Annotated in this window: 23 protein-coding genes; 10 read left to right on the top strand and 13 right to left on the bottom strand. The window is 69.0% G+C overall.

From position 1 onward, the window contains the following. The coding region (groL, locus tag ACTIL2_RS06685; protein ID WP_442336675.1) for a chaperonin GroEL at positions 1 to 1,601 on the top strand (1,601 nt) is incomplete at its 5' end. 210 nt (positions 1,602 to 1,811) lie between these two features. Here groL and ACTIL2_RS06680 read toward each other — a convergent pair. Next, on the bottom strand, positions 1,812 to 2,174 hold the full coding sequence (locus ACTIL2_RS06680) for a WhiB family transcriptional regulator (protein ID WP_442336674.1): 363 nt from the start codon (positions 2,172 to 2,174) through the stop codon (positions 1,812 to 1,814). A gap of 428 nt (positions 2,175 to 2,602) precedes the next feature. Between ACTIL2_RS06680 and shbA the strand changes: the two genes are divergently transcribed. Beyond that, positions 2,603 to 3,187, top strand: a complete 585-nt coding sequence (gene shbA / locus ACTIL2_RS06675; RefSeq protein ID WP_442336673.1) for an RNA polymerase sigma factor ShbA — start codon at positions 2,603 to 2,605, stop codon at positions 3,185 to 3,187. Then, positions 3,184 to 4,128 carry a hypothetical protein gene (locus ACTIL2_RS06670; RefSeq protein WP_442336672.1) on the top strand — a complete coding sequence of 315 codons (945 nt, stop codon included), beginning with the start codon at positions 3,184 to 3,186 and terminating at the stop codon, positions 4,126 to 4,128. The genes shbA and ACTIL2_RS06670 overlap by 4 nt, the downstream gene beginning before the upstream one ends. Before the next feature lie 216 nt (positions 4,129 to 4,344). Here the strand turns inward: ACTIL2_RS06670 and ACTIL2_RS06665 are convergent, their stop codons facing one another. Beyond that, positions 4,345 to 4,770, bottom strand: coding sequence for a DUF5319 domain-containing protein (locus ACTIL2_RS06665; protein WP_442336671.1), 426 nt, complete (start codon positions 4,768 to 4,770; stop codon positions 4,345 to 4,347). Between the two features lie 124 nt (positions 4,771 to 4,894). Here ACTIL2_RS06665 and guaB point away from each other — a divergent pair, with 124 nt between their 5' ends. Together guaB and ACTIL2_RS06655 are read left to right on the top strand one after the other, a co-directional pair. Beyond that, complete coding sequence (guaB, locus tag ACTIL2_RS06660) at positions 4,895 to 6,424, top strand: IMP dehydrogenase (RefSeq protein ID WP_442336670.1); 1,530 nt, start codon at positions 4,895 to 4,897, stop codon at positions 6,422 to 6,424. A gap of 24 nt (positions 6,425 to 6,448) precedes the next feature. After that, positions 6,449 to 7,600 (top strand): GuaB3 family IMP dehydrogenase-related protein, encoded by a 1,152-nt coding sequence (locus ACTIL2_RS06655; protein WP_442336669.1) that lies wholly within the window; start codon positions 6,449 to 6,451, stop codon positions 7,598 to 7,600. 31 nt (positions 7,601 to 7,631) lie between these two features. Here the strand turns inward: ACTIL2_RS06655 and ACTIL2_RS06650 are convergent, their stop codons facing one another. The 3 genes from ACTIL2_RS06650 to ACTIL2_RS06640 are packed head-to-tail and all read right to left on the bottom strand — an operon-like array spanning position 7,632 to position 10,208. After that, on the bottom strand, positions 7,632 to 8,636 hold the full coding sequence (locus ACTIL2_RS06650; protein ID WP_442336668.1) for a substrate-binding domain-containing protein: 1,005 nt from the start codon (positions 8,634 to 8,636) through the stop codon (positions 7,632 to 7,634). Beyond that, on the bottom strand, positions 8,629 to 8,904 hold the full coding sequence (locus ACTIL2_RS06645) for a hypothetical protein (protein ID WP_442336667.1): 276 nt from the start codon (positions 8,902 to 8,904) through the stop codon (positions 8,629 to 8,631). Before ACTIL2_RS06645 ends, ACTIL2_RS06650 begins: the two co-directional genes overlap by 8 nt. Positions 8,905 to 8,930: 26 nt before the next feature. Then, entirely contained in the window at positions 8,931 to 10,208 is a 1,278-nt protein-coding gene (locus tag ACTIL2_RS06640) for a Na/Pi cotransporter family protein (protein ID WP_442336666.1), read from the bottom strand. Positions 10,209 to 10,388: 180 nt separating this feature from the next. Here ACTIL2_RS06640 and guaA point away from each other — a divergent pair, with 180 nt between their 5' ends. Further along, a complete protein-coding gene (gene guaA / locus ACTIL2_RS06635) occupies positions 10,389 to 12,011 on the top strand; it encodes a glutamine-hydrolyzing GMP synthase (RefSeq protein WP_442336665.1) in 1,623 nt (540 codons plus the stop codon). A 25-nt stretch (positions 12,012 to 12,036) separates the two neighbouring features. On the opposite strand, the gene ACTIL2_RS06630 is transcribed toward guaA, so the two are convergent. Together ACTIL2_RS06630 and ACTIL2_RS06625 are read right to left on the bottom strand one after the other, a co-directional pair. Continuing rightward, a complete protein-coding gene (locus tag ACTIL2_RS06630; protein ID WP_442336664.1) occupies positions 12,037 to 12,477 on the bottom strand; it encodes a hypothetical protein in 441 nt (146 codons plus the stop codon). Between the two features lie 55 nt (positions 12,478 to 12,532). Beyond that, positions 12,533 to 12,889 carry a hypothetical protein gene (locus tag ACTIL2_RS06625; RefSeq protein WP_442336663.1) on the bottom strand — a complete coding sequence of 119 codons (357 nt, stop codon included), beginning with the start codon at positions 12,887 to 12,889 and terminating at the stop codon, positions 12,533 to 12,535. A 241-nt stretch (positions 12,890 to 13,130) separates the two neighbouring features. Here ACTIL2_RS06625 and ACTIL2_RS06620 point away from each other — a divergent pair, with 241 nt between their 5' ends. The 3 genes from ACTIL2_RS06620 to ACTIL2_RS06610 are packed head-to-tail and all read left to right on the top strand — an operon-like array spanning position 13,131 to position 16,839. Continuing rightward, on the top strand, positions 13,131 to 13,889 hold the full coding sequence (locus tag ACTIL2_RS06620) for a hypothetical protein (RefSeq protein WP_442336662.1): 759 nt from the start codon (positions 13,131 to 13,133) through the stop codon (positions 13,887 to 13,889). Then, positions 13,886 to 15,529, top strand: a complete 1,644-nt coding sequence (locus ACTIL2_RS06615; protein ID WP_442336661.1) for a Y-family DNA polymerase — start codon at positions 13,886 to 13,888, stop codon at positions 15,527 to 15,529. Before ACTIL2_RS06620 ends, ACTIL2_RS06615 begins: the two co-directional genes overlap by 4 nt. A gap of 29 nt (positions 15,530 to 15,558) precedes the next feature. Continuing rightward, entirely contained in the window at positions 15,559 to 16,839 is a 1,281-nt protein-coding gene (locus tag ACTIL2_RS06610) for a sucrase ferredoxin (protein WP_442336660.1), read from the top strand. Here ACTIL2_RS06610 and ACTIL2_RS06605 read toward each other — a convergent pair. From ACTIL2_RS06605 to ACTIL2_RS06590, 4 genes are all read right to left on the bottom strand, one after another. Beyond that, positions 16,811 to 17,491: an AMIN-like domain-containing (lipo)protein gene (locus ACTIL2_RS06605; RefSeq protein WP_442336659.1), complete on the bottom strand. Its 681-nt coding sequence runs from the start codon at positions 17,489 to 17,491 to the stop codon at positions 16,811 to 16,813. The two genes, ACTIL2_RS06610 and ACTIL2_RS06605, sit on opposite strands and share 29 nt — an antisense overlap. Before the next feature lie 75 nt (positions 17,492 to 17,566). Continuing rightward, entirely contained in the window at positions 17,567 to 18,250 is a 684-nt protein-coding gene (locus ACTIL2_RS06600) for a methionine ABC transporter permease (RefSeq protein ID WP_442336658.1), read from the bottom strand. Next, positions 18,247 to 19,305 (bottom strand): methionine ABC transporter ATP-binding protein, encoded by a 1,059-nt coding sequence (locus ACTIL2_RS06595; RefSeq protein ID WP_442336657.1) that lies wholly within the window; start codon positions 19,303 to 19,305, stop codon positions 18,247 to 18,249. The genes ACTIL2_RS06600 and ACTIL2_RS06595 overlap by 4 nt, the downstream gene beginning before the upstream one ends. Continuing rightward, positions 19,298 to 20,236: a MetQ/NlpA family ABC transporter substrate-binding protein gene (locus ACTIL2_RS06590; protein ID WP_442336656.1), complete on the bottom strand. Its 939-nt coding sequence runs from the start codon at positions 20,234 to 20,236 to the stop codon at positions 19,298 to 19,300. Before ACTIL2_RS06590 ends, ACTIL2_RS06595 begins: the two co-directional genes overlap by 8 nt. A gap of 167 nt (positions 20,237 to 20,403) precedes the next feature. Between ACTIL2_RS06590 and ACTIL2_RS06585 the strand changes: the two genes are divergently transcribed. Next, positions 20,404 to 23,649 (top strand): error-prone DNA polymerase, encoded by a 3,246-nt coding sequence (locus ACTIL2_RS06585; protein WP_442336655.1) that lies wholly within the window; start codon positions 20,404 to 20,406, stop codon positions 23,647 to 23,649. Positions 23,650 to 23,697: 48 nt separating this feature from the next. Here ACTIL2_RS06585 and ACTIL2_RS06580 read toward each other — a convergent pair whose 3' ends face one another. Both ACTIL2_RS06580 and ACTIL2_RS06575 read right to left on the bottom strand, forming a co-directional pair. Beyond that, positions 23,698 to 24,663: a MinD/ParA family ATP-binding protein gene (locus ACTIL2_RS06580; protein ID WP_442336654.1), complete on the bottom strand. Its 966-nt coding sequence runs from the start codon at positions 24,661 to 24,663 to the stop codon at positions 23,698 to 23,700. Positions 24,664 to 25,066: 403 nt separating this feature from the next. Then, on the bottom strand, positions 25,067 to 26,482 hold the full coding sequence (locus ACTIL2_RS06575) for a lipase family protein (RefSeq protein ID WP_442336653.1): 1,416 nt from the start codon (positions 26,480 to 26,482) through the stop codon (positions 25,067 to 25,069). Positions 26,483 to 26,563: the final 81 nt, after the last annotated feature.

Genomic DNA, 26,563 nt, shown 5'->3' with positions numbered 1-26,563 from the left:
TCGCATTCGACGAGGAGGCCCGCAAGGGCCTCCAGCGCGGTGTGGACACGCTGGCTGACTCGGTGCGCGTCACCCTCGGCCCCAAGGGCCGCAACGTGGTGCTCGCCAAGGCTTTCGGTGGCCCCACCGTCACCAACGACGGCGTGACCATCGCCCGCGACATCGATCTCGAGGACCCCTTCGAGAACCTCGGTGCGCAGCTGGTGAAGTCCGTCGCCATCAAGACCAACGACGTCGCCGGCGACGGCACCACCACCGCGACCCTGCTTGCCCAGGCACTGATCAACGAGGGTATGCGCATCGTCGCCGCCGGTGGCAACCCCATCGCAGTCAACGAGGGCATCTCCGCCGCCGCTGACAGGGCACTGGAGTCACTGCGCGAGCGTGCGGTGCCGGTCGCCGACACCGACGCGATCGCCAATGTCGCCACCGTCTCCTCCCGTGACGCCGAGATCGGCGCCAAGGTCGCCGAGGCCATGGAGAAGGTCGGCCGGGACGGCGTCCTCACCGTCGAGGAGTCCCAGTCGCTGGTCGACGAGCTCGTCGTCACCGAGGGCGTCTCCTTCGACAAGGGCTACCTGTCGCCCTACTTCGTCACCGAGGAGGAGTCCGCCCAGGCCATCCTGGAGAACCCGGCCATCCTGCTGGTGCGCGAGAAGATCAGCTCCCTGCCGGACTTCCTGCCCGTCCTGGAGCAGGTCGCCAAGGAGGGCAGGGAACTGTTCATCGTCGCCGAGGACGTCGACGGTGAACCGCTGCAGATGCTGGTCGTCAACTCCATCCGCAAGTCCATCAAGGCCGTGGCGGTGAAGTCCCCGTACTTCGGTGACCGCCGCAAGGCCTTCATGGACGACCTGGCCGTCGTCACCGGTGGCACGGTCGTGGACAAGGAGCTCGGCCACTCGCTGTCCGAGGTCAGTCTCGACCAGCTGGGCACCGCCCGCCGGATCACGGTCACCAAGGACGAGACCGTGATCGTCGACGGTGCAGGCACCGCCGAGGACCTGGAGTCCCGCCGGAACCAGATCCGTTCCGACATCGAGCGCACCGATTCCACCTGGGACCGGGAGAAGCTCGAGGAGCGTCTGGCGAAGCTGTCCGGGGGTGTCGCCGTCATCCGTGCCGGTGGTGCAACCGAGACCGAGGTCAACGAGCGGAAGCTGCGCGTCGAGGACGCCATCAACGCCGCCCGTGCCGCGGCACAGGAGGGCGTGATCGCCGGTGGCGGTTCCGTCCTGGTGCAGATCGCCTCCGAGCTCGACGAGCTGGCCGCCTCCCACGGGGGCGACAAGGCCGTGGGAGTGAAGGCCCTGGCCCGGGCGCTGCGGCGTCCCGCCTACTGGATCGCCGACAACGCCGGCCTCGACGGGGCCGTGGTGGTCTCGAAGATCGCCGAGCTGCCCAACGGTCACGGCTACAACGCCGCCACCGGTGAGTACGGCGACCTGCTGGCCCAGGGTGTACCGGACCCGGTGAAGGTCACGCACTCCGCGATCGTCAACGCCACCTCGGTGGCACGCATGGTGCTGACCACCGAGACCGCGATCGTCGACAAGCCCGCAGAGGCTGTCGCCGACGCGGGACACGGCCACCACCACTAGGCGGTACCGTCCGACTGAACGGCATCAACCCCCCTCCCCGACGCGTTCGGGGAGGGGGGTTTGCTGTGGTGGCACCGGTGACCCGGAACCCGTCGCTCCGTGAACTTCCGCACAGACCGCGATCACATGCCGATCACGACCTGGGGTTCCAGGGCAATGCGCGGCGCCGGTGGTGAGAGAATCAGGAGGACCCTGGGCCCGGTCGTGAGCCTAGGACGCCAGGCGGCGGGGCTCGGCGCGGCGCTCCGGGGCCCGCTCCGGACGGCGGTCGCCGCGGCGGGGCAGGCGGGTGGTCCGGTTCCGCTGGTCGAGGGCGGCGGCACGCTCGGACTCGCCCATCCCTCCCCAGATGCCGTAGACCTCGCCGACGGACAGTGCGTGCTCGCGGCACTGGGCCAGGACGGGGCATTCGTTGCAGATGGCCTTCGCGCGGTGTTCGCGCATGGTCCGGGCCCGGCCGCGTTCTCCGTCAGGGTGGAAGAAGACCGCGGACTCGGCGCCCCGGCAGGAGCCGTGGAGTTGCCAGTCCCAGAAGGTTGAGGCGGGTCCGGGGAGTTGGCTCGGCTGCGGCATGGAAGGTTTCTCCTGATCGTCGGGTGTTGATCACTTGCTGGGGACCAGAGTCCACGGCCCGTGTGAACACCAGGTAACCGTCTGCTGTTCAGTGTGTGACATTTGATTTCCACCGATTGACAGCAGTCCGGTTCCGAAGACGGTAATGAAAGAATAACTGCCTCTGACCTGTCGTGATGCCGGACGTCGTGGCGGGGAGGCGGGAGTGCGCACCGGGGTGAACTCCCGGCGAACTTTTTCCGTGCGCTGCCGGTACGTGGGGTACAGGGCGGGGAGTACTGCAACCGTGCCCTGCAGACGATAACAATGGTTGTCTGATGCGCTACGGTAATATGGTAGTTTCACCTCCACAGGACAGGCAGGTGGTGCAGCGCTCGACCACACAGAGGACGCGTTACTGGCGGCTACAACCGTTGATGACAAGGACCATGGCAGCTTCAGACGACCTTGATGGCTCATTGTCCCGACTGCTCCCGTCCGCGCTGGACGGGGACAGCCGGGCGGTCCAGCGCATCATCGACCTGATTCACCCGCCGGTCGTCCGTTACTGCCGGTCCCGGGTGCCGTCGACCAGGTACCCCACTCCCGAGGATCTCGCGCAGGAGATTTCCCTGGCTGTCGCCCGGGCATTGCCTGGCTACGATGACCAGGGGAAACCCTTCATGGCGTTCGTGTACCGGATCGCCGCGAACAAGATCGTGGACGCCCGGCGGTCGCAGTCCCGTGATCTTTCGATGCCCACGGAGGACGTGCCCGACAGCGAAGTGATGACCGACACCCCGGAAACCGTGGCGATAGAGGTGAACGCCTGTAACGAAGTGGCCGAACTTCTCGATACCCTCAGTGAAAAGGCACGGCACATCGTGTCACTCAGGGTCTTCGGCGGGTACTCCGCAGAGGAGACCGCGGACATCGTCGGTTCAACGGCAGGGGCAGTGCGCGTGGCGCAGTTCCGGGCGTTGGCGAAGATGCGGGAGACTCTGGAACAACGCGAGGACACGAGGACGAGATGATGGACAGGAACAGGTCGGGAGCCGACGGCTTCGAGGACGGCGCCATGGACGGTGCCGACCTCGATGCCGTCCGCGATGCCGACCGCCTGCTGGACGCCATCGGGACCGGCAGGACGCCGGACGCCGATGACGACCTGGTCCGTCTGCTCGCCTCCGCCCGGGCAGAGTCCGCCCGCGACATCCCCGCCGCACCGGTGGTCCCCACGGGAACCGCGGGCGCTGTCGGCGGGGAAGGGGACCCCGAGGCCACGGTCGTGGCACCTGCCGTGGGCGACGAACTGTCGGAACGCCGGAGCAGGCGTGGGGCCCGGCGGTCCGGGTCGCCGTTGTCCGCGGTCCTCATTGGCGGCGGAGTGGCGGCTGCCCTGGTGGTCGGCGGTTTCACGGTCGCCTCGATCAACGGGAACGGCCCCGGTGGTGACTCCTCCACCGTCGCCGAGAACACCGCGGAGCAGGGCTATGACCGCGGGAACGTCCCCAGTGAGGCACCGCCGGCTCCGGATGAGGGGGACGCGGAGGAGGGGGACGGGGCCCCTGCTCCGGAGGAGGCTCCCCCGGCCGAGGACGCCCCGCAGGACGAGGGCATGGTCCTCGCTGATCCGGAGACCCCGGAGGAACCCGCACCGCAGGACGGTACGGACACCACCGGCGACGGTGCAGAGGGTGGCGGGGCACCGGCCGAGGGCGATCCCGAGATCCTGGCGGAGACCCCGCCGCCGGAGGGCCCGATGGCGTTGAACGCCCCCAACCCGGGCTTCAACAACCAGGACCGTGGCAACGGTGCACCGGGTTCGACGAGTTCGTCGACGTCCGCCACGCCGCAGCCGGACGCTGGGCGGGGGTCCAGCGATGGCCACGAGCCCGCCCCGCAGAGTGGTCCCGAGATCGTCGAGACCCCCGAGCCCACCGGCGGGCAGATGACCATCCAGCCCGAGCAGTAAGGGAGCCCGGGGCGTGGCGTCCTGGGAGCGTGGGTCTTCAGGCCATGTCCGGGAGGCGCGACCGGCAGCACCGCACCGTTTTCGGTACCTCGGCTTAAGAGGAAATGGCCAAAGCGGTGCGAAGTTGCCGATGGGACCCTCTCCCCATGCCGATCAGAACTGCGGTACACCCCCTGCAGTGGGCCGACACGGGGAACAAGGTAGAGACCCTCGCTCCTAGGCCCAGCGCCCCCAGCGCCGGAAGCTGCGCGGACCCCGGCTGAGCCAGTCCGCGGCATCCGCGTATCCGGCGCAGTAGTCCCAGGTCACGTAGAAGTCCGGGTCGGGGTCCGCGCCCGGTTCGTGTACCGGGACCGTGTCGTCGTTGAGCATCGTCGACAGGTTGGACACCAGGATCGGCCAGTCGTAGTAGTGGAGTTCGTGGCAGTCCTCGCACGTCATCGAGATGCCGAGAATGCCCCTGGGCTCCAGCAGTTCACGGAACCTGCTCACGTTGGCCAGGTCCTCACGGAGCGCGGTGCGCTCCTCGTCGGACAGCGGCTCATCGATGTCATCGTAGGTGTCCTCGTCCATCATCGACGCCGGGTCCACCGGGTCGTCAGCGAACGGGTCCGGGGGCATCCGAGAGTCGTTGAAGTCCACGGCCCTCACCGTACCCGCTGCACCGGGCGAGGGGAACCACCTGATGCGTACTGCGGGCGCGGTCCGGGCTATCCTGTCTGGTAGAACCCAGACGGACGTGAAGGATGCAGGAGGCCTGACAGGCATGACCGATGCCCAGCTTGTGACCACTGGCGGCGACGACCCGGGGAAGGTGGAGTTGGTTGGTCTGACCTTCGACGACGTTCTCCTGATACCCGCGGCGTCCGACGTCATCCCCTCCGAGGTCATGACCACCACACAACTGTCGCGCAACATCACCCTCAATGTACCGGTGATCTCCGCGGCGATGGACACCGTCACCGAGGCCCGCATGGCCATCGGCATGGCGCGGCAGGGCGGGATGGGTGTGCTCCACCGCAACCTGTCGATCGAGGACCAGGCGGAGCAGGTCGAGATCGTCAAACGCAGCGAGGCGGGCATGGTCACCGACCCGGTGACCTGTTCCCCGGAGATGACCATCGGCGAGGTCGACGAGATGTGCGCCCGCTACCGGATCTCCGGGCTGCCCGTCGTCGACGGTGCCGGCCGACTCGTCGGCATCTGCACCAACCGTGACATGCGCTTCGAGGAGGATTTCTCCGCCAGTGTCGCCGACGTCATGACCCCGATGCCGCTGATCGTCGCGGAGAAGGGCGTGTCGGCGGACGCGGCCCTCCGGCTGCTCCGCGAGCACAAGATCGAGAAGCTCCCCATCATCGACGGTGAAGGGGTGCTGACCGGTCTGATCACGGTCAAGGACTTCGCCAAGCGCGAGAAGTTCCCCAACGCCGCCAAGGACGCCTCGGGACGCCTGCTCGTCGGAGCCTCCATCGGAACCGGCGATGATTCCTGGAAGCGCGCGGGGGCCCTGGTGGATGCCGGGGTGGACGCACTGGTCGTCGACACGGCCCACGCCCACAACACCGGTGTGCTGGAGATGGTCTCGCGGGTCAAGAAGGAGTTCGGTGACCGGATCGACGTCATCGGCGGAAACCTGGCGACCCGTGAGGCAGCCGAGGCGATGATCGAGGCCGGCGCGGACGCCATCAAGGTCGGCATCGGACCGGGCTCGATCTGCACCACCCGTGTCGTCGCCGGTGTCGGTGCCCCGCAAATCACCGCGATCCTGGAGGCCGCGGTCCCCGCCCGCAAGGCCGGCGTCCCGATCATCGCCGACGGCGGCATGCAGTACTCCGGCGACATTGCCAAGGCGCTGGCCGCCGGGGCATCGTCGGTGATGCTCGGTTCCCTGCTCGCCGGAACCACCGAGGCCCCCGGCGAGATCACCGTGATCAATGGCAAGCAGTACAAGATGTACCGCGGCATGGGCTCGCTCGGCGCGATGAAGGGCCGCGGCCTGCACGGCGAGCAGCGCTCCTACTCCAAGGACCGCTACTTCCAGGCGGACGTCACCAGCGAGGAGAAGCTCGTCCCCGAGGGCATCGAGGGCCGCATCCCCTTCCGCGGCAACGTCGACACGATCATCTACCAGATGGTCGGCGGACTGCGCGCGGCGATGGGCTACACCGGCTCCCGTAACGTCGCCGGGCTCAATGACGCGCACTTCGTCCGGATCACCGGTGCGGGGCTGCGCGAGTCGCACCCGCACGACATCCAGATGACCGTCGAAGCACCGAACTACTACCAGCGCTAGAGCGTCCGGGAAGAAGGAACTGCCATGCAGGAACAGGTGAACATCGGGATGGGCCGCGCGGCGCGGCGCGTCTACGGCTTCGACCAGGTCAACATCGTCCCGTCGCGGCGCACCAGATCGTCCCACGACGTCGACACGACGTGGCGGATCGACGCCTACCGCTTCGACATCCCCGTGATGGCGCACCCGTCCGATGCGGTTGTCACCCCGGAGTTCGCCGTGGAGTTCGGCAGGCTCGGCGGGCTTCCGGTGATCAACGCCGAAGGCCTGTGGGGACGCCACCGGGACCTCGACGCCGCCCTGGCGAAGGTGCGCGGGGCGGCCGGGGGAGGGGACCCGCTGGGTCTTCCCGAGCCGGACTACGCCGCCCAGCGGGTCCTGCAGGAACTCCACTCCGCCCCGGTGGACCACGGGCTGCTCGCTGAGCGGCTGGCCCAGGTGCGCGACTCCGGGGTGACCTTCGGAGTGCGTGTCTCCCCGCAGAACGCCCGTGACTTCGCCCCGGCCCTGGTCAAGTCCGGGATCGACCTGCTGGTCATCCAGGGCACCCTGGTGTCCGCCGAGCACGTCTACTCCAACGGTGAACCGCTGAACCTCAAGGAGTTCATCGGTTCGATGGATGTGCCCGTCATCGCCGGTGGCGTGGTGGACTACACCACCGCGATGCACCTGATGCGCACCGGAGCCGCCGGTGTGATCGTGGGTGCGGGATCGACCACGAACAGCCATGCCCTCGGCATCGACGTCCCCATGGCCACCGCGGTGGCGGACGCGGCCGCCGCACGTCTGGATTACCTCGACGAGACAGGTGGACGCTACGTCCACGTCATCGCGGACTCGCAGATGCAGGTGTCCGGGGACATCGCGAAGGCGATCGCCTGCGGTGCGGACGCGGTGGCGCTCGGTGCCCCGCTGGCGATGGCGGAGTCCGCCGGAGGGCGCGGAAACTTCTGGCCGTCGGTGGCTGCGCACCCGGGTCTGCCCCGCGGTGAGGCTGAGGCGGTCTACGGGGTGTCCGGCACCCGGGACACGGTGCCGCTGGAGAAGCTGCTGTTCGGTCCGACGGACAACCCCTACGGCGAGGAGAACCTCGTCGGCGGGCTGCGCCGCTCGATGGCGAAGTGCGGCTACACCGATCTGAAGAGCTTCCAGAAGGTGCCGCTGGCCGTGCGCTAGCTGTGGCTCCCTGCCCCCATCGGGGACGGGGTTACCGGGCGTCCTGCAGCAGCTCCACAACGTCCCCGCCACTGAACGGGTCCCCCTCGTAGACGCTGCCGGTGGTGCGGTGGTCGAGGCGTTCGCCGACCAGGTCGTAGGCGTCGCCGGGCAGCGGGTAGAAGTACACGCTCGGCAGCAGGTCGGCGACCCTGTCGACGTAGTCGGACGCGAAGTCGGAGATGTCCCCGCCCTCCAGCGCCTCGGTCGACACGTAGATGAACAGGGGGCGGGCCAGGGGGCCGTAGGATCCGTCCTGCGCATTCTCCAGGGAGGGCTCCACCCCGTCGATGCTGACCGTGGCGAGCTGGTCGAGATTGTCCTGGTCGTCGAGGTAGTTCCCCACGCCGGTGAACCCCAGGGCGTTCGGGTCGTCGGCGATTTTCGCGGAGATCTCCGCTGGGTCATCGACGGCCTCGTAGTCGTCCCGGATCGCTCCGGACTCACCGGTGACCACCGTGGTGAAGTAGTCGAAGGTGGCCGAGCCCTCGCCTCGTCCCACCAGGGAGATCTCCTCGTCCGGCCATTCCCCGCGGACATCGGACCAGGTGGTGATCTCGGATCCGGGTTCCCAGATCGCCCGGAGTTCCCCGGCCGTCAGGTCGTCCACGGCGCTGTTGTCCGCGTGCCGGACGAGGGTGATCGTGTCCAGGGCGACGGGCAGCTCCACGTAGTCGACGCCGTTCTCCTCGCACATGGCCATGAAGTCGGTGGCCTGACCGTCTCCGGGGATGGCCTCCGAGGCGTTGTTGATGTGGGTTTCCCCGGCGCAGAAGCGCTCGAACCCCTCGAGGGTGCCGTTGGTGGTCTGGTCGACGGACGCCCCGGTGTCCCGTGCGACGGCAGCGGTGATGGGATTGACGGTTGCCGAGCCGGAGGCCAGCACGGGGCTGTCCTGGTTGCTGTCGTCGTCCCCGCAGGCGGCGACCCCGAAACCGGCGGTGGCGGCGACGGTGAGCGCGGTGAACGTCCGGCGCCCCCCTCCGCGGCTAGCCATCACGGGGCTCCAGTTCCTCGCGGCTCTCCCGCAGCTCATCGACGAGTTCGTCGAAGAAGAGGCGTACGTTGTTCCACCGCTCGGAGGTGGCGTCCAGCAGCGTCGGCAACTGCTCGATGGCATCGTGCTGTGCGCGGAGGCGGCGGTGCTCGGCGAGTTCCTCGCGGAGTGCGCGGAGCGCCTCCTCGGCGTCGACGAGGATCTGCTCGAGCTGCTCCTCGGTGCCGGTGGGTGGTGTCGGGCTCGTCGGTGGTGTGGAGTCAGCCATGGTGTGTGCTCCCTAGGGAAGTGAGGTCAGAGAAGTACCGTCAGCAGGATCAGCAGGGCGGGCAGCAGGAGGAAAACCCCGATGACCCACACTGCGACATAGAGTTTGTTCTCGGCGCCGAGTCTGGCCAGCGTCGTCGCCCCCCAGGGCGGGATCCAGCGCAGGAACGGCAGTCCGTAGATCACCAGCAGGGCGAAGAGGTTGTAGAGCACGTGGACGAACGCGGCCTGCAGGGCGAGTTGCGCCTCGACACCGGAGAAGGCGAAGGCGGCGATCAGCGCGGTCAGGGTGGTTCCCACGTTCGCGCCGAGGGTGAACGGGTAGACCTGCTTGATGCTGAACGTGCCCGAACCGGCGAGCGGGACGATCAGTGAGGTGGTGGTGGAGGACGACTGCACCATGACCGTGATCAGGGTGCCGGAGGTGATGCCGGAGACCGGCCCGCGTCCGATGGCGGTGTGCAGCACCTGCTTGGCGCGGCCGACCATCACGACCTTCAGGAGTTTGCCGATCATGCTGATCACGCCGAGGATCAGGGCGATGCCCACCAGAATCAGCGCGATGCCGTCCCACGGGGTCGGCAGCGGGCTGAACACGGTGCCGATGAGGTCGCCGAGGGGTTCGGTCACGGTGGTCACCCCGTTGCCGAGGCCCTCGAACACCGCGGCCAACGGGCCGCCGTCGCTGCCGGCGAGCTGGTCGGAGAGCCAGGACGAGGAGCGTTCCAGGATGCCGAAGGTGAGCTCCAGCGGCAGGAAGATGATGACGGCGAGCAGGTTGTAGAAGTCGTGGATGGACGCGGCGGCGAAGGCCCTGCGGAAGGAGTCCTTGTCGCGGACCATCCCGAGACTGACCAGGGTGCTCGTCAGGGTGGTGCCGACATTGGCGCCCATCAGCATGGGGATGGCGGTGGCCATTGGCAGGCCACCGGCGCACAGGCCGACGATGATGGAGGTCACCGTGGTGGACGACTGGATCAGTGCGGTGGCCAGCAGGCCGATCATCAGGGCGACCAGCGGGTTGGAGGCGAAGGAGAAGAGCTCCTCGGCCTGGTCGCCGGTCGCCGCCTTGAATCCGTCGCCGACGACGGAGACGGCGGTGATCAGGACGTAGATCCCCAGGACGACGCTGATCCAGTTCGCCCAGTTCAGCGCCCTGCCCTTGAGCCCGAGACGTTCCAGCGGACTGGGCGGGGGCACCTCATTGGCGGTGTCCGCCGAGGTGTCGGTCGCCGCCGTGGCGGCTGCTGCCCTGGCGTCTGATGAGGTGTCAGTGGTGGGGTCGTGTGTGACCTCTGCCGGCACGGATCGTCTCCATTCGTCGTCAGGAACCCGTTGTCGGTTACTGAACTGAGTGCAGGCCGTTCACCTTGAATTGACGCACCCGGAAAGTGAACGGTAAATGAACACTCCGGGCCCTGCCGAAACCGCTGGTCGGGTACCACCCGGATAGTGCCCCCGCAGGCGTTCGGTAGAGTACGGGGGGTGACACAACAGCAGCAGTCCGGCACACCGGCCGGCAGTCCCCGTCCCGTCCTCGTCGTCGACTTCGGCGCCCAGTACGCCCAGCTCATCGCCCGTCGCGTGCGTGAAGCCAGGCTGTACTCCGAGGTCATTCCCCACACCATGACCGCCGAGGAGGTCGCCGCCAGGAATCCGGCGGCGTTGATCCTCTCCGGCGGCCCGTCCTCCGTCTACGCCGACGGTGCGCCGTCCCTGCAATCCGGTCTGCTGGATCTCGGCGTCCCGGTCTTCGGTATCTGCTACGGCTTCCAGGCCATGACCGACGCGCTCGGCGGCACGGTCTCGCAGACCGGTGACCGCGAGTACGGTCGCACCGACATCGAGGTCGACGGCGGTTCGCTGCACAACGGTTTCGAGGCCACCCACAAGGTGTGGATGAGCCACGGTGACGCGGTGTCCGAGGCCCCCGAGGGCTTCGAGGTCACCGCGCATTCCGAGGGCGCACCGGTCGCCGCCTTCGAGTGCCCGGCGAAGCACATGGCCGGGGTGCAGTACCACCCCGAGGTGCTGCACTCCCCGCACGGCCAGGAGGTGTTGACCCGCTTCCTCTATGAGATCGCCGGGCTGGAGCCCACCTGGACCGCCGGCAACATTGCCGAGCAGCTCATCGAGGCTGTCCGTGAGCAGGTCGGCCCGACCGGCCGCGCGATCTGCGCGCTCTCCGGTGGCGTGGATTCCGCCGTTGCCGCCACCATCGTCCAGCGTGCGATCGGCGACCGGCTGACCTGTGTCTTCGTTGACCATGGTCTGCTGCGCGCCGGCGAGCGCGAGCAGGTCGAGAATGATTTCGTCTCCGCCACCGGTGCCAGGCTGGTCACCGTGGACGAGCGCAAGGCGTTCCTGTCCAAGCTGGCCGGGGTCACCGAGCCGGAGGCCAAGCGCAAGGCCATCGGCGCGGAGTTCATCCGCTCCTTCGAGCGTGCGGTCACCGGGGTGCTCGTCGACACCGCCGGCGAGGCCGGTGCGGACGTGGATGCCGCCGATGCCCCCACCGTCGATTTCCTGGTCCAGGGCACCCTGTACCCGGACGTGGTGGAGTCCGGCGGCGGTAGCGGCACGGCGAACATCAAGAGCCACCACAATGTCGGCGGGCTGCCGGACGACGTGGAGTTCACCCTGGTGGAGCCGCTGCGTCTGCTGTTCAAGGACGAGGTCCGCGCGGTCGGCCGTGAGCTCGGCCTGCCGGAGATCATCGTGGGACGCCAGCCGTTCCCGGGGCCCGGGCTGGGCATCCGCATCATCGGCGAGGTCACCGAGGACCGCCTGGAGACCCTGCGTGCCGCCGACGCCATCGCCCGTGCCGAGCTGACCGCCGCGGGTCTGGACAACACGATCTGGCAGTGCCCGGTCGTGCTGCTCGCCGACGTCCGGTCGGTGGGTGTGCAGGGCGACGGCCGCACCTACGGTCACCCCGTCGTCCTGCGGCCGGTGACCAGCGAGGACGCCATGACGGCGGACTGGACGCGCGTGCCCTACGAGACGCTGGAGAAGATCTCGACCCGCATCACCAATGAGGTGGCGGAGGTCAACCGTGTTGTCCTCGACGTCACGAGCAAGCCCCCGGGAACCATCGAGTGGGAGTGAGCGGGTAGGTGGGGGAGACGGTCGGTCAGTTGTCCCGGCCGGTCTGCCGCGCTTCGGCGCGGGCGATCTCCTCGAGCTCGCGGGTGCCGTCCATGCGGGGCACGACCTGCCAGGTGTAGACACCGGCGACGGCCCAGGCGATCACGGCGATGGCCCAGTGGTCGAACTGGAAGGCGGGGACGAGCATCAGGGCCAGCCAGATGGGGAACAGGGGGATGACCTGCTTGATGCGCGTGGTGTAGCGGTCGCCGCGGGCTTCGACGGCGGCGCGGACGTCCCGCCGGTAGGGGTGGCTGAAGATCCACAGCAGACCGGCGCCCACGAACACGACCAGCATGATCACGCGGAACCCGACGGGCAGCGGTGTGGCCAGGGCGCCCACGCCCGCTCCGATCAGGACGGCGGAACCGGCCCGTACCTGGCGCGGGGTCTCTGGGGTCATGTTGATGCTGTCGCTACTGGCCATGGCGGTTGAGTCTACCCGGCGACCCCTTGGGTTGGTCCAACCGTCAGTCCGGCCGTCACTCGTTCAGGTACTCGCATCCCGGTACGGGGCTGTCGACGTTGGCGAATGGACCGCACCAGGGGAACAGCGGGGTACCGCCGGACAGGGGCATGGCGGTGGAGGCCAGTACGGCAGTGGAGATGGCGCCGATCGGGTTGTACTGGGCGGCCCACAGGGCGTCGCTGCCGAGCGCTGCCCAGCCCTCCACTGATGCTCCGGGGGACCATCCTTCGGCGGGGGTGAAGGCGGACCCGGTGGCGGGGAGGTCCTCGGCGGGTGGTTCGTCCTGCGCCATGGCGGGCGCGGTGGCCAGCCCGGTGGCGAGGATGGCGGTGCTGAGACCGATGGTGAGGCGGCGTGTGGTGCGGGACATGGTGTTCCTCCTGAAACGTGGAGTGGTGGTGGAAAATGTGTCCTCCCCCGAAAGTAGCGGCTCCCGTGGCGCGGTGCAGGACGTTTGACGGTCCTGGCCCCTGCCACTACCGTTGGACGGTATCGAACAGGTGTTTGTTTCCTGTTGTTCCGGGAAGAACGTTGTCCGGTCGGCAGGGTAGAAAAATACGTGCAGTTCAACAGGGATAACAGCAGCGCAGGAGGAGGTGTGACGGATGGGTGTGACAGGGCTCCGTGCGGGGGACAATGTCGCTGACGTGGTCGAGGAGCTGCGCGGAAAGATCACGCGCATCACGGGGGAGCCGGGGCCGCTGCCCCGTGACCCCGTCCGGCGTGACGGTGACGGCGCCGGTGGCCCCCGTACTGCAGGGCCGGCCGGTGTCCCCGTCCCGTCGTGGCTGGGACGCAACCTCGTCGCCGGGGCCCTGCCCCGTGGTGCGGTCACCGCGGCGGCGGACTGCCCGGCGGCCCTGGTGGATGTCCTCTCCACGTTGACCGCCGGTGGCGGGTGTGCGGCGGTGGTCGGCTATCCCCGCCTGGCGCTGGCCGCGGTGGCGGCCGGCGGTGGGGACCTGGAACGTCTGGTGGTCGTCCCGGACCCGACCCCGCATGCCACGGCGGTGCTCGGCACCCTGGTCGAGGGCCTGGACCTGGTCCTCTACGCCGCACCGGCGACGGTGTCCCCGACGGCGGCGCGTCCGGTGGAGGCCCGGTTGCGGCGCAGTGACTGTGCCCTGCTGGTCTGTTCCCCGGCGATGCCCGCTGCGGGGGTGAGGTCCTGGCCGAATGCACGCCTGCACCTGGACTGGCGGGCCGAGGGGGTCACGGGCCTGGGCGCCGGCTCGGGCCGGGTGCGCGGTGTCACTGTCGCCGGGCGTGCCTGGGGACAGGGACAGCCGCCGCAGAGCTTCCGGGAACTCGTCGGTGGCCGGGGCAGTGCCGGGACCGGTGCTGCGGTGGTGCAGGAGCTGGCGCAATGACCTCCCGTGTTGTCGTCCTGTGGTTCCCGGACTGGCCGGTGTACGCCGTGGCGGTGCGCCGCGGCTGGGACCTGCTGGCGCCGGCGGCCGTGGTGGACAACCACCGTATCCATGCCGCGAACGCGGCAGCCCGGCGGGCCGGTGTGCGCCACGGGATGAAGGAGCGCCACGCCCTGGGTACCTGTCCCGCGCTGCAGCTCGGGGAGGTCGAGGAGGCCGCCGAGGCGGAGGCGCACGAGGAGGTGCTCGCCGCGCTGGAGGACGTGGCCGCCGGGGTGGAGACCCTGCGTCCGGGACTGCTCGCCTTCCCCGCCGCCTCCCTGGTCCGCTACTACGGCTCGGAGGAGCGGGCGGCCGAGCTCCTCGTCGACGCGGCCGCCAGGGCAGGTGCGGACTGTCTGGCCGGTGCCGCCGATGAACTGGTCACCGCGGTGTGGGCGGCGAGGGAGGGGCGCAGCGTGGACCCCGGTGGGTCCAGGGGGTACCTGGCTGATCTGCCGCTGCGGGTCCTGGCCGCCGAACCGGCCCTGGGTGCGCCGGGGGAGCTGGTGGACGTGCTGTCGAGGCTGGGCATCCGGACGCTCGCCGACTTCACGGCCCTGCCCCGTGCCGATGTCTCCGGACGCTTCGGGGCGGATGCCGTCCATTGGCACCGGATCGCCGCCGGTGAACCGGAACGGCCCGTGTCCCCGCGTCGGATCGCCGCCCCCCTCGAGGCGCGCATCGAGCCGGACGAACCGGTCGCCGACACCGGTGCCGCGGCATTCCTCGCCAGGCAGGCCGCCGTGAAGCTGCACGGCCTGCTCGCCGATGCCGGACAGGTGTGCCTGCGACTGGCCGTGCGTGCCCACCTGGATCCACCGCCGGGGTACGACGGGCCGCTGAGCGTCGAACGGGTCTGGCGGTGCCGGGAACCGCTGGCGGAGGAGGACACCGCACAGCGGGTGCGCTGGCAGTTGGACGGGTGGCTGACCCGGGTCCGTGGTTCCCGGCCGGACGACGCCGACGTCCCGGACGGCGTCGGCGGCATCCGCGCCATCGACCTCGTCCCGGTGGAGTGCCTCCCCGCCGGTGAGGTCGCTGAGGCACTGTGGGGCAGACCGGACGCCGGGATCCGCGCGGCCCGTGCCGCCGCCGCCCGCGCCCAGGCGCTGCTCGGTGTCCGCGGTGTGCTGCGTCCGGTGCATCGTGGTGGACGTGCCGTGGCGGGACGGGTCGTCACCGTGCCCTACGGTGACGCCGACCCGGACGACGTCGCCGCGTTGGGCACCCGGAACTGGGACGGGGAGTTGCCCGCGCCGCTGCCCGCACTCATCGGGGCGCCGCACGCCGGAAGGGAGATGCCGACGACCCCGCGCGCCAACCACCCGGCCGCCGCCGTCCAGCTGCTCGACGGGGCGGGTGAGCAGGTGTGGGTCACCGGGCGTGCCCTGATGAGTTCGCCGCCCACCGCGATGCGGTGGGGCGCGAAGGTCCACCGCATCACCGGCTGGGCCGGACCCTGGCCGGTGGATGAGCAGTGGTGGTCGGAGGCCGGTTCCTCCCGCCGCTACGCCCGCGTCCAGGTCGCCACCGACGAACCCGGCGCCTACCTGCTGGTGTGCCGCGGGAAAGCCTGGCGGATCGAGGCAACGTACTGACGGACCGGCGGCGGACTAGAATCAGTGCCATGCCCACCACCAGGAACCCCCGGTCGGGGATGTGCTCCGACATCACCGCCGAGCCACTGCCCGGCACCGCGAAGACCGGACGGCTCACCCTCGCGCTCGAGTACCCGGGCGGCTGGGGCAGGGACATCCTCGACGGCGGGGCCCTCGGCGGGGAACTGTCCGGGACCATCAAACGCTGGCTCAAGGACAACCGTGCCCAACTGCAGTTCATCCGGCGTCCCGGACGGGAGGGGCAGGCCGGGCGTGCCACGTCCACCCTGTTCATCGCCGACGCCGGCCCGGAGGACGGGGCCACCCCGCCCACCCTGGAACGCATGGAGATCGCCGGGCCGGAAGCCCTGACCGGTGTCGACCTCTCCACACCCGGTGCCACGCCCGGGGCGACCCCTGTCGCCGGTCCGCTGCTGCTGGTGTGCACCCACGGCAAACGCGACCGGTGCTGTGCGGTGAAGGGGCGTCCACTGGCCGCCGCCCTGGCCGGGCACGTCGCCGACAGCCACCCCGACGCCGTCTGGGAGTCCTCGCACACCAAGGGCCACCGCTTCGCGCCGTCCATGATCCTGCTGCCGTGGAACTACTCCTTCGGCACCCTCGACGCCGGCGCCGCGACGGCGATGGTGGACGACGTCCTCGTGGGACGTCTCCCGGTCGCAGGCAACCGGGGACGCGGCACCCTGCACACCCAGGGCCAGGTCGCCGAACTCGCCGTCGCCGAGCTGCTCGCCGGTGAAGGGGAGATGGTCGGGCTGTCGGAGCTGACCGTGGAGGGGTACCGGGGCGAGGAATCCGACCCTGATGCGCCCGGCCCCGATTCCCCGGCGGATTCCCGGGCCGCTGCCGCCGACTACGCCGCGGTCGCCGACGCCGTCGACGCGGAGGACCCGACGCTGCGGCAGCGGGCGGGCGAACTCATGGTCCAGCGCGCCGAGATGAAAATCACCGGACGCTACGGCGAACTCAAGGACCTGAAACGCCAGGGCCACTTCCAGGCGGTCTCGGATTTCGAGCGGGCGGTGAAGGAGGCCGCGTCCGCCCGGGACGTCTACGGCAAGTACAGCAAGTACAACAGGAAACGCCACCGCGACCCCAAGGAGCCCAAGCGTGCTCCGCAACTCCTCGTCCGCCGGCCCGGTCACGCGGGCCAGCCGGGGAAGGCCTGGTTGGTCACCCTCGAATCGCAGGCCTGCTACCCCGTGGTGTCGTCCTGCGGTGACTCACCGAAGCAGGGGAGGGCCTGGGTGGCGGTGGACGTTACTCCGGATCACTCACCGGGTGCATGATGTCCACGACCAGGCGGGTGGGGGAGTCCAGCAGGTTCACGTTGAAGGAGAGGTCGGCCTCGTCCAGTCCGACGACGATGCGCTGCTGCCCCTCGAAGATTCCCTCGACGTCCACGGAGTTGACCAGCGTATTGGCGGCATTGGTCACCGGGGGGCCATCCGCGCCACCGTTCCCGGGGAGGACCAGCCCGCGTACATCGATGACCAGCGCGGTCTCGCCGTCGTAGTCGATGGGCCGACCGGAGCCGTCGGCGGTCGGGGAGTCGTCGTCCGCCACGAACCAGCCTGGTGAGCCCCTGCCGTCGAGTTCGATGACCACCCGGTCGAAATTGCCGTGGGTCCCCGCCCTGACGTCGACGACGTCCAACCGGGTCCCGTCGGCGGGCAGGACGTCCAGGGGCTGCGACCCGGGCAGCGGACCTGATTCGCTGGACGTCCGCGGCTGGGGCGACGACAGTTCCGCACCCGGCGCCGCCGGGCTGTCGGAGGCGGGCGAGTGCGCGGAGTTCGCCGGACTGAACACGGCGTCCTCCCCGTCGCCGTCCCCGTTGCCGCAGGACGCGAGAAGCGCACAGAGACACCCGCCGACCACGACGGCCGCCCCGAGGGTGGAGGGTGTCGCGGTGCGGCGGGTGAGCACTGAATTATTCACGTGGTCAGAGATTACCGGGGCAGGTGACGGAACACATCACTACAGCGCGGATTGTGACCGTAACGTGACCGGACGCTACCTCCGCATGATCCTGCGGGCCAGCCAGTTGCCGAACAGCTGCGCAATCTGGACGATCACGATGATCGTCACCAGGGCCACGTAGGTCACGTTGTTGTCGAAGGCACGGTAGCCGTACTGGATGGCGAAGTCACCCAGGCCGCCTGCGCCGATGTAGCCGGCCATGGCGGACATGTCCACGATCGCGATGAACATGAACGTCGCGCCCAGGATCAGTGGGCCGAGGGCCTCGGGGATGATCACCGTGAAGATGATCCGCACCGGTCCCGCACCCATGGCGCGCGCGGCCTCGATCACACCCGGGTCGATGGCGACCAGGTTCTGCTCCACGATGCGGGCGGCGCCGAAGGACGCGGCGATGATGATCGCGAAGGTCGCGGCGTTGATGCCCAGGATCGACCCGGTCACGATGTTCGTCAGCGGCCCCAGGGCCGTCAGCAGGATGATGAACGGGATCGGCCGGACGATGTTGACCAGGATGTTCAGGATCCAGAACACGGGACGGTTCGCCAGCACACCGCCACTGCGGGTGGTGTACAGCAGGATGCCGAGCACCAGGCCCACCAGCCCGCCGATGACCAGGCCCCAGATCGCCATGTAGAGCGTCTCGACGATGGCGTCCTGGTAGATCGGGCTCAGGAATTCCCAGTTGGTGTCCGCGGCGAGGATTGACTTATTCATCGGATCTCCTCGATCTCCGTCGTGGTGGACAGGGTGCGGTAGAACGTCTCGACGGCCTTCTCACCCGCGGCGTCCTGCGCCGTCATGCGGACGGTGAGCCGGCCGAAGGAGTGCTTCTGCAGCGTGGTGACGCCGCCGTGGACGATGTTCACGCTGACCCCGGCCCGTTCCACGTCGGAGACGGCGGAGAAGAATCCCGCGCCCTCCTTCATGGTGACGGTGAACAGGCGTCCGGTGTCGTCGTTCAGCGACTCGGCCTCGATCATGTCGGGGGTGTTGCGCAGTGAGGTGGCCACGAAGTTCGCGGCCGTGTCCGTCCTCGGAGCGGAGAAGACCTCGTAGACGGTGCCCTGCTCCACAACGCGGCCGTTCTCCATGACGACCACCCGGTCGCCGATGGTGCGCACGACCTCCATCTCGTGGGTGATGACCACGATGGTGATACCGAACTCCTCGTTGACCTTGCGCAGCAGCTCCAGGACCTCACGGGTGGTGGTGGGGTCCAGGGCGGAGGTCGCCTCGTCCGCCAGCAGCAGGGAGGGGTTGGTGGCCAGCGCACGGGCGATGCCCACGCGCTGCTTCTGCCCGCCGGAGAGCTGCTCGGGGTAGGAGCGGCCCTTGTCGGATAGTCCGACGAAGTCGAGGAGCTCGTTCACCCGGGCCTCGCGTTCGGTCTTCGACAGGCCCTGCATCTTCAGCGGGTAGGCGATGTTGCCCGCCACGGTGCGCGAGGTCAGCAGGTTGAACTGCTGGAAGATCATGCCGATGTTGCGGCGGATGTCGCGCAGCTGCCGTTCGTGCAGCGGGACGATGTCCCTGCCGTCGAGCAGCACCTGGCCGCTGGTCGGCTTGTCCAGCCCGTTGATCTGGCGGACCAGGGTGGACTTGCCCGCCCCGGAGTAGCCGATGATGCCGACGATCGAGCCGGACGGGACGGTGATCGAGACATCGTCCAGCGCGGTGATCTCGTGCTTGCCCTGGGCGAAGACCTTCCCGACGTTGCGGAACTCGACCTCGGTGCCCTTGGTGGCGAGCTGGTCGGTCGCCTTACTCATCGGAGTCTTCCGGGGTTCCCTGGTCGCGGAGCTTCTCCTCGGTGTCCGCCAGGATGTCCTCGAGCTCCTCGGCGGTGAACTCGGCCTTCACCGCGCTGCCGTTGGTGTCGTTCTGGACGGCCTCCTGGACCTCGTCGCTGTGCCAGATCTCGACGAGCTTCTGGTAGTCCTCGTTGTCCTTGTCCTCCTGGGTGGTCACCCAGACGTTGACGTAGGGCTGGGCGTCGGCGTCGTCCGGGTCGTCCTTGTAGACGGCGTCCTCCGCGGTGACGTCCGCGTTGGCCAGGTAGTTGTTGTTGATGACGGCCGGCGTGCCGTCGTTGTAGGCGACCGCGGTCTGGACAGCCTCGACCGGGGTGACCGTGACATCGGACTCATCGGTGACGATGTCGTCGGGGCCGGGGGTCAGGAGGGCATCGTCCTGCAGGGTCACCAGGCCGGCGGCGGCGAGCACCTTGATGGCACGGCCCTGGTTGGTGGTGTCGTTGGGGATGACGACCTCCCCGTCCTCGGCGATGTCCTCGACGCTGTCCGCGTCCTGGGCGTAGACGCCCATGGGGAAGGTCTGGGAGGAACCGAAGGGCACCAGGTCGTCGTCGGCGTTCACGTTGTACTCGGCGAGGTACAGGATGTGCTGGAACTGGTTGACGTCCAGGTCGCCGCCGGACAGTGCGGGGTTCTGCTGGTTGTAGTCGGTGATGTTCTCGACCTCGACGTCAATACCCTCCTCCTGGGCCTTCTCCTGGAAGACCTGCCACTGGCTCTCCTGTGCCTCGGTGGAGCCGATGGTGATGGTGCCGCCACCGTCTCCGTCTCCGGCACCGTCATCGTCACTGCCGTCGTTCATGCAGGCGGTGAGGCTGGCAGCGGTGGCTGCGGCGACGACGCCGGCAGCGGCCTTGCGGGCCGAACGGTTGAAACGCAGGGTCATGGTGTCCTCCTCAGGACGTCAGGGGTCGGGACGAACCCGGTTCTCTCATCCCGGGGTGTCCGGGTAATGCTAGTAGTAGTACCGCATAATGAACCGCTCTGTCTACTTCGGTTCCTTTCGCTGTGATCCGTTCGACACCGGGGCGGTACCGGGTTACTGTCGAACGTATGTTCAGTAACGCGGGAGCCCTCAGCTGGTCACGCCTGGAGCGCATCCTCTCCGGCGTGGACACCGGGTTCCTGCACGCCGTCGGCGAGGGGGAGGGGGGACGCGAAACACTGTGGAATGAGGGGACGCAGCGTCCTGCACCGGGACGCTCCACCGTCCCCTTCGCCGAACTGCACGCCGCCGGCTCCTACAACTTCCTCCACGGGGCGAGTGAACCCGGGGAGTACGTCGACGCCGCCGTCGACCTCGGGCTCTCCTCCATCGCCGTGGTCGACCGGGACGGACTCTACGGTGCCGCCCGCCTGGCCACCGCCGCCGCCGAAGCGGGGATCGGCACCGTCTTCGGTGCTGAACTCTCCGTCGCGGGAACCGGTGAACCACCCCTGACCGTCCTGTGCCGGGGGCAGGACGGCTACCGCAGGCTCTCCCACGCCATCACCGCCGCGCGCATGGGGGCCACGGGCGGGGAGCAGAGCAAGGACACCGCCGACTACCCGCCGCTGCCCGATCTCGCCGCAACCGCGGACGGGACCTGGTACGTGCTGATCGACCACCACGCACTCGCCTCCGGGACGGCCACCGGCACCATCGACGCCTTCGGCGCGGACAACTGCCTCGTCGAACTGGCACTGACCTCCAGCCCCGCGGACGTCGACCGCAACGCCGCCCTGCACGACCTGGCCGGCCAACGGGGGATCGCCGAGATCGTCACCACCGCAGCGACCTGCGCCACCCCGTCCCAGTCCCGGCTCTCCGCGGCGAAAACCGCCCTGCACGACCGGGAGGACGTGGCTGCCGCAGCCCCGCGGACCCATCCCCTCGGCGGGGCCTGGCTGCACTCCGGTGACGAAATGGCCACCCTCGCCGGTGACTGCGACTGGCTGCACGCGGCCATCGCCACCAGCGTGCGCATCGCCGCCGAATGCACCTTCACCCTCAACCTCGTCGCCCCGCAGCTGCCGCACTTCGACGTCCCCGACGGCCACACCGAAATGACCTGGCTGGCCGAACTGACCCGCCGCGGCGGTGAGCGCCGCTACGGCACCCGCGCGGACAATCCGCGTGCGTGGGACGTCATCGACCATGAACTGCGCATCATCGAGGACCTGGGCTTCCCCGGCTACTTCCTCATCGTCCACGACATCGTCGACTTCTGCCACAGCCACGGCATCTTCTGCCAGGGTCGGGGTTCCGCGGCGAACTCCGCGGTCTGCTTCGCACTCGGCGTCACCAACGTCGACGCGGTGGCCGCCGACCTGCTCTTCGAACGTTTCCTGTCCCCCGAACGCGATGGCCCGCCCGACATCGACCTCGACATCGAGTCCGGCCGCCGCGAGGAGGCGATCCAGTACGTCTACTCCCGCTACGGACGCGACAACGCCGCCCAGGTCGCCAACGTCATCACCTACCGGTCCAAGGGTGCGCTGCGGGACGCCGCCCGCGCGCTGGGCCACGACCCCGGGCGGGTGGACGCCTGGTCACGGGGCCTGGAGGAGCCGCCATCGCCTGTGACGAAGTTGGCGTCCCGGTTGAAGGGGCAGCCCCGGCACCTCGGCATCCACTCCGGCGGCATGGTCATCTGCGACCGGCCCATCGCCGATGTCGTCCCCACGGAGTGGGCGCGTATGGCCGACCGCTCCGTGCTGCAGTGGGACAAGGACGACTGCGCCGCCGTCGGCCTGGTGAAGTTCGACCTGCTGGGCCTGGGCATGCTCGAGGCCCTGCACCACGCCGTGGACCTCGTCGAGGAATCCACGGGCGAGCGGGTGGAACTGTGGCAGCTGCAACCCACCGACCCGGATGTCTTCGCCATGCTCGCGGACGCCGACGCCGTCGGGGTGTTCCAGGTCGAGTCCCGCGCCCAGCTCGCCACCCTGCCCCGGCTGAAACCCCGCACGTTCTACGATCTCGTCGTCGAGGTCGCGCTGATCCGGCCGGGGCCCATCCAGGGCGGCTCGGTGCACCCCTACATCCGCCGGCGCAACGGTGGGGAGGAGGTCACCTACGACCACCCGTGCCTGGAACCCGTCCTGTCCCGGACCCTGGGCATCCCGCTGTTCCAGGAGCAGCTGATGCAGATGGCCGTCACCGTCGCCGGATTCACCCCCGGCGAGGCGGACACGCTGCGCCGGGCGATGGGCTCCAAACGCTCCCCGGAGAAGATGGAGAAAATGCGTACCCGCTTCCTTCACGGCGCCCGTGACCTGCACGGGCTCGGGCCCGAGGTGGCGGAACGGTTGTGGGACAAGGTCGTCGCCTTCGCGTCCTACGGCTTCCCCGAATCCCATGCGCAGTCCTTCGCCTCGCTGGTGTACTTCTCCGCCTGGTTCAAGTACCACCACCCCGCCGAATTCTGTGTGGCGCTGCTGCGTGCCCAGCCGATGGGTTTCTACTCCCCGCAGTCCCTGGTGTCGGACGCCCGGCGCCACGGGGTGCGCGTCCTGCCGGTGGACGTCAACCGTTCCGGGGTCGAGTCCTCGGTGCAGGACGGGGCGGTCCGGCTCGGCCTGGCATCCGTGAAGGGCATCGGGGAGGACGTGGCGGCCGCCGTCGTGTCGTCCCGGCCCGGCAGCCGGGGCTACTCCTCGATCGCCGACCTGTCCCGCGAGGCCGGGCTGACCGTGGATCAGGTGGAGGCCCTGGCCAGCGCCGGGGCATGCGGTTCCCTGGGCATCAGCAGGCGCCAGGCCATGTGGGCCGCCGGCGTCGCGGCGACGGAACGTCCCGGTATGCTGCCCGGGACCTCATCGGTGTCCACCCCCGCACTGCCCGGGATGAGTGCCTTCGAACTCGCCGCCGCGGATGTGGCCGCCACCGGTGTGACCGCTGACGGACATCCGGTGGAGCTGCTGCGTGCGCGGTTGGACGCCTGGCCCGGGCCGTTCCCGGTGGTGCCCGCCTCGTCACTGCGATCGGTGGAGGATGGACGGCGCATCCTGGTCGCGGGGGTCGTCACCCACCGGCAGCGGCCCATGACCGCCGGCGGGGTGACCTTCCTGGGGATGGAGGACGAGACGGGCCTGGTCAACGTGATGATCTCCCCGGGACTGTGGCGGGCCCGGCGGCGGATCGCCTCGACCTCCCGGATGCTGGTGGTCCGGGGCATCGCCCAGACTGACGGTGGCGCGGTCACCATCGCCGCCGACCAGCTGGAGCCGCTGGAGCTGGGTGCGCCAGCCGCCGCGTCACCCTCCGTGGCATCCTCCACCCAGTCCCTGGCCTCCCCGTCCCGCGATTTCCGCTGACCTGCCGTCCTCGTCACGGAGAACCCTGGTAGATCTTCTCAGAGCCCGTCACACCGCGGCGTGGCGGTGCCAGCTCAGGAAGTCCTCCGCCACCGTTGCCGCGAGTTCCCGGTACGCCCGGAACGTCGACGGGTGCAGACGGTCCAGGTCGACCACCCCGCCCTCGGACAGGTGGCGGTCGAAGGGGATGCCGCGCACCGCGCGCGTCCTCGCCGAGAAATGCGAGGCCAGGATCTCCGGGTCAACGGCGGCCTGGCCCGGGTGTGCACCGGACACCACGACAACCGCATTCGCCACCAGGTCACCGTGGCCGTGGTGGTCCAGCCAGTCCAGGGTCGCCTCCGCGGAACGTGCCCCGTCCAGGGCGGGCGAGGTGACCAGCACCAGCATGTGCGCCAGATCCAGCACACCGGACATGGCCGAATGCATCAGTCCCGTCCCGCAGTCGGTGAGGATGATGTTGTAGTGGTGCTGCAGGATGTCCACCGCCTGCCGGTAGTCGGTCTCGCTGAATGCCTCGGAGACCGCCGGGTCCCGGTCGGAGCCGATCACTTCCAGACGGCTGGACGCCTGGCTCGTGCATGATCTGATCTGCGGGTACCGTGAGGCGTCCGGTAGGTTGAGCAGGTCCCGCACGGTGGGCGTGGCTGCTTCGGCGGCGTCGTCGACGACCCTTCGGGCCAGCGTCCCGAGATCGGGGTTCGCGTCCACCGCGATGACGCGGTCGCCGCGTCCCGAGGCGAACATGCCGCCGAGCGCGACCGTGGTCGTGGTCTTGCCCACGCCACCCTTCAGACTGAGCACGGCGATTCGGTAGTCGCCGCGCAGGGGCGTCCGGATCCGCTCGGTCACCTCACGCCCGGCGGCCTGGACCGTGGATTCCCCGGGGTTCACCCGGCCGCCGGACATGCGGTGGACGAGACGGCGCCAGCCGGAGGGTGGGGCGGCGTCCACGGCCCCGACCATGGCGGTGGCGTCCAGTGTCGACGTGTCGAGTCGGGTAGGCGTGGTCATGGCTGGTTCCCCCTGTGTCCGGCGAATGCTGGTGGTGGCCGGTCCCCTTGTTGTCCCGGCCCGTGGTTGAGGATACCTGGTATTATTGCTTCGCGAAGGGTTTTAGTGGGGAATGTTCTTGTGGGGCAGTGGAGGGGTAGGACGTGGCATACCTGGGTGGCATGTCCTGCGGATCACCTGGGGGCATCTGGTGGACCGGAAGCTCCTCCGCAGGACCGTGCTCGACGGGATCCGTCTCTGTGAGCTGCGTCGGGCTGGGAGTTGTCCGGTGGGTGCTGAGGTGCTGCGCGGGCGGGAGAAGTCCTACCAGTTTTCGGTGGTAGGACTTCCCATCACCTGCGGTTATACGAGTTCAATCGCCCGAACACTGGTAGGACTTCCTATGCCACCCGCTACCGCGGGCCTAGAACCCCCCGCAGTTGCTGGGCGCGGGTTCGTCATTGAACCGGTCGACCATGTACTGGAATGCCGTCCCCGCGTTCGACAGCATCGGCACAGCATGGTTGATCACGAATCCCGGCAGCACCTCCGGCATCGGGTCGGTGGTGAACTGCACCGTCCCCTCGGCCTCACAGTAACGTGCGGCGGTGTCGCGGGCCTGCTCCCAGGGGATGGTGTCGTCGTTCTTGCCGTTGACCATCAGCATCGGCGCGTTCAGGTCCTTGTGGGTGTTGGCCAGCTTGTAGCTCTCCAGCACCTCGAACAGTCGCTCGTCCTCGCGGGCGATCTCACCGAACGAGCGGCCGTCCTTCGTCATGGTGCGGGTGTCGGTGAATGCCCAGCGTCCCACCGTGTCACCGATGCAGCGGTCCTTCGTGTCGGCCAGGAACTCCTTGCCGCGCTCGTTGAAGTACTCGTCCTGCAGTGGTGCCAGTTCCGGGTGGCGGGCCAGTGCGCCGTTGAGCGCGAACCCGATCACGCCGGTGATCGCGTGGTCGTCGACATAGTCCACGACCTCCAGCAGGTCGGACGGAGGCGCACCGGCGAAGGTGCCCTTGACGTTGAGCTCGGACGCGTAGGTTGATGCCTGCTCGGCCGCTGCCGCTGAGGCGCCGCCACCCTGCGAGTAGCCGTAGAAGCCGATGGGGGAGTCGCCGGGCAGGCCCAGCTGGGACAGTCCGGCACGCGCGCCGTCGAGTGCGGCGGTGCCCTCCTCCAGGTGGTTGACGTAGGTGTGCTGGCCGGGGGTCCCCAGGCCGATGAGGTCCACGACGACCACATTCATGCCCATCGCGCTGGCGATCGCATGGAAGGGGTACTCGTAGTTGAGGTTGACCGCGCCGTTGCCGTCGTCGAAGCCGAAGAGCTGGTGGGACGACCGGGACGGTGCGCAGATGTCACCGGCGCCACGGGTGCCGGGGGTGAACACCATCGTCGGCGCCTCGCCCTTGCCCTGCCACTTCCCGGTCGGCTTCAGGACGGCACCGCTGGCGGCGACCCGTTCACCGTGCTCGTTGGTGGTCGAGTAGAGGATCCGCTCGGCGCTCCCCGGGCCACCGTCGGAGGCCATATTCAGCAGCTGCGGGGCGTCCTGGCTGCGGATGATTTCGCCGGGGTTCTCGGGGAGGGTCTCCGGGGGCACGTAGAAGGGGTTCGAGCCGTCGGCGTTCGACTCGCCGGAGAACGGTGGGACGTCGACGCCGGGCAGGACGGACTCGCCGGAGAGCACACTTCCGGAGGCGTCCGTCTCCGGGGTCCCGGGCGTGTCCTGGGCGCCTGCGGTTCCCGCGGCGGTGAGGGAGATCGCGGCGGTGGCGGAGAGGGTCACGAGGGAGAGTGCGGTACGTGACAATGGGGTGCGGGATGTGAGGCGCTTCATGGTGGGAACGCTAGCGGAGAAAAGCTTACTTGGTGCTGAAATCAAAATAACTGGGTGACATGCCCCTCAAATACGCCCCGG

This window comes from Corynebacterium sp., from assembly GCF_052107835.1.
Classification (GTDB): Bacteria; Actinomycetota; Actinomycetes; order Mycobacteriales; family Mycobacteriaceae; genus Corynebacterium.
The sequence above is the reverse complement of the archived record's forward strand: the minus strand, read 5'-3'. Positions and strand labels throughout refer to the sequence as shown.

Bases quoted from the DNA above. Each gene is read 5' to 3' on its own strand.
- ACTIL2_RS06680 (WP_442336674.1), bottom strand. From the start codon at position 2,174: ATGCCGCAGCCGAGCCAACTCCCCGGACCCGCCTCAACCTTCTGGGAC.
- shbA (WP_442336673.1), top strand. From the start codon at position 2,603: ATGGCAGCTTCAGACGACCTTGATGGCTCATTGTCCCGACTGCTCCCG.
- ACTIL2_RS06670 (WP_442336672.1), top strand. From the start codon at position 3,184: ATGATGGACAGGAACAGGTCGGGAGCCGACGGCTTCGAGGACGGCGCC.
- guaB (WP_442336670.1), top strand. From the start codon at position 4,895: ATGACCGATGCCCAGCTTGTGACCACTGGCGGCGACGACCCGGGGAAG.
- ACTIL2_RS06655 (WP_442336669.1), top strand. From the start codon at position 6,449: ATGCAGGAACAGGTGAACATCGGGATGGGCCGCGCGGCGCGGCGCGTC.
- ACTIL2_RS06650 (WP_442336668.1), bottom strand. From the start codon at position 8,636: ATGGCTAGCCGCGGAGGGGGGCGCCGGACGTTCACCGCGCTCACCGTC.
- ACTIL2_RS06645 (WP_442336667.1), bottom strand. From the start codon at position 8,904: ATGGCTGACTCCACACCACCGACGAGCCCGACACCACCCACCGGCACC.
- ACTIL2_RS06630 (WP_442336664.1), bottom strand. From the start codon at position 12,477: ATGGCCAGTAGCGACAGCATCAACATGACCCCAGAGACCCCGCGCCAG.
- ACTIL2_RS06625 (WP_442336663.1), bottom strand. From the start codon at position 12,889: ATGTCCCGCACCACACGCCGCCTCACCATCGGTCTCAGCACCGCCATC.
- ACTIL2_RS06615 (WP_442336661.1), top strand. From the start codon at position 13,886: ATGACCTCCCGTGTTGTCGTCCTGTGGTTCCCGGACTGGCCGGTGTAC.
- ACTIL2_RS06610 (WP_442336660.1), top strand. From the start codon at position 15,559: ATGCCCACCACCAGGAACCCCCGGTCGGGGATGTGCTCCGACATCACC.
- ACTIL2_RS06600 (WP_442336658.1), bottom strand. From the start codon at position 18,250: ATGAATAAGTCAATCCTCGCCGCGGACACCAACTGGGAATTCCTGAGC.
- ACTIL2_RS06595 (WP_442336657.1), bottom strand. From the start codon at position 19,305: ATGAGTAAGGCGACCGACCAGCTCGCCACCAAGGGCACCGAGGTCGAG.
- ACTIL2_RS06590 (WP_442336656.1), bottom strand. From the start codon at position 20,236: ATGACCCTGCGTTTCAACCGTTCGGCCCGCAAGGCCGCTGCCGGCGTC.
- ACTIL2_RS06585 (WP_442336655.1), top strand. From the start codon at position 20,404: ATGTTCAGTAACGCGGGAGCCCTCAGCTGGTCACGCCTGGAGCGCATC.
- ACTIL2_RS06580 (WP_442336654.1), bottom strand. From the start codon at position 24,663: ATGACCACGCCTACCCGACTCGACACGTCGACACTGGACGCCACCGCC.
- ACTIL2_RS06575 (WP_442336653.1), bottom strand. From the start codon at position 26,482: ATGAAGCGCCTCACATCCCGCACCCCATTGTCACGTACCGCACTCTCC.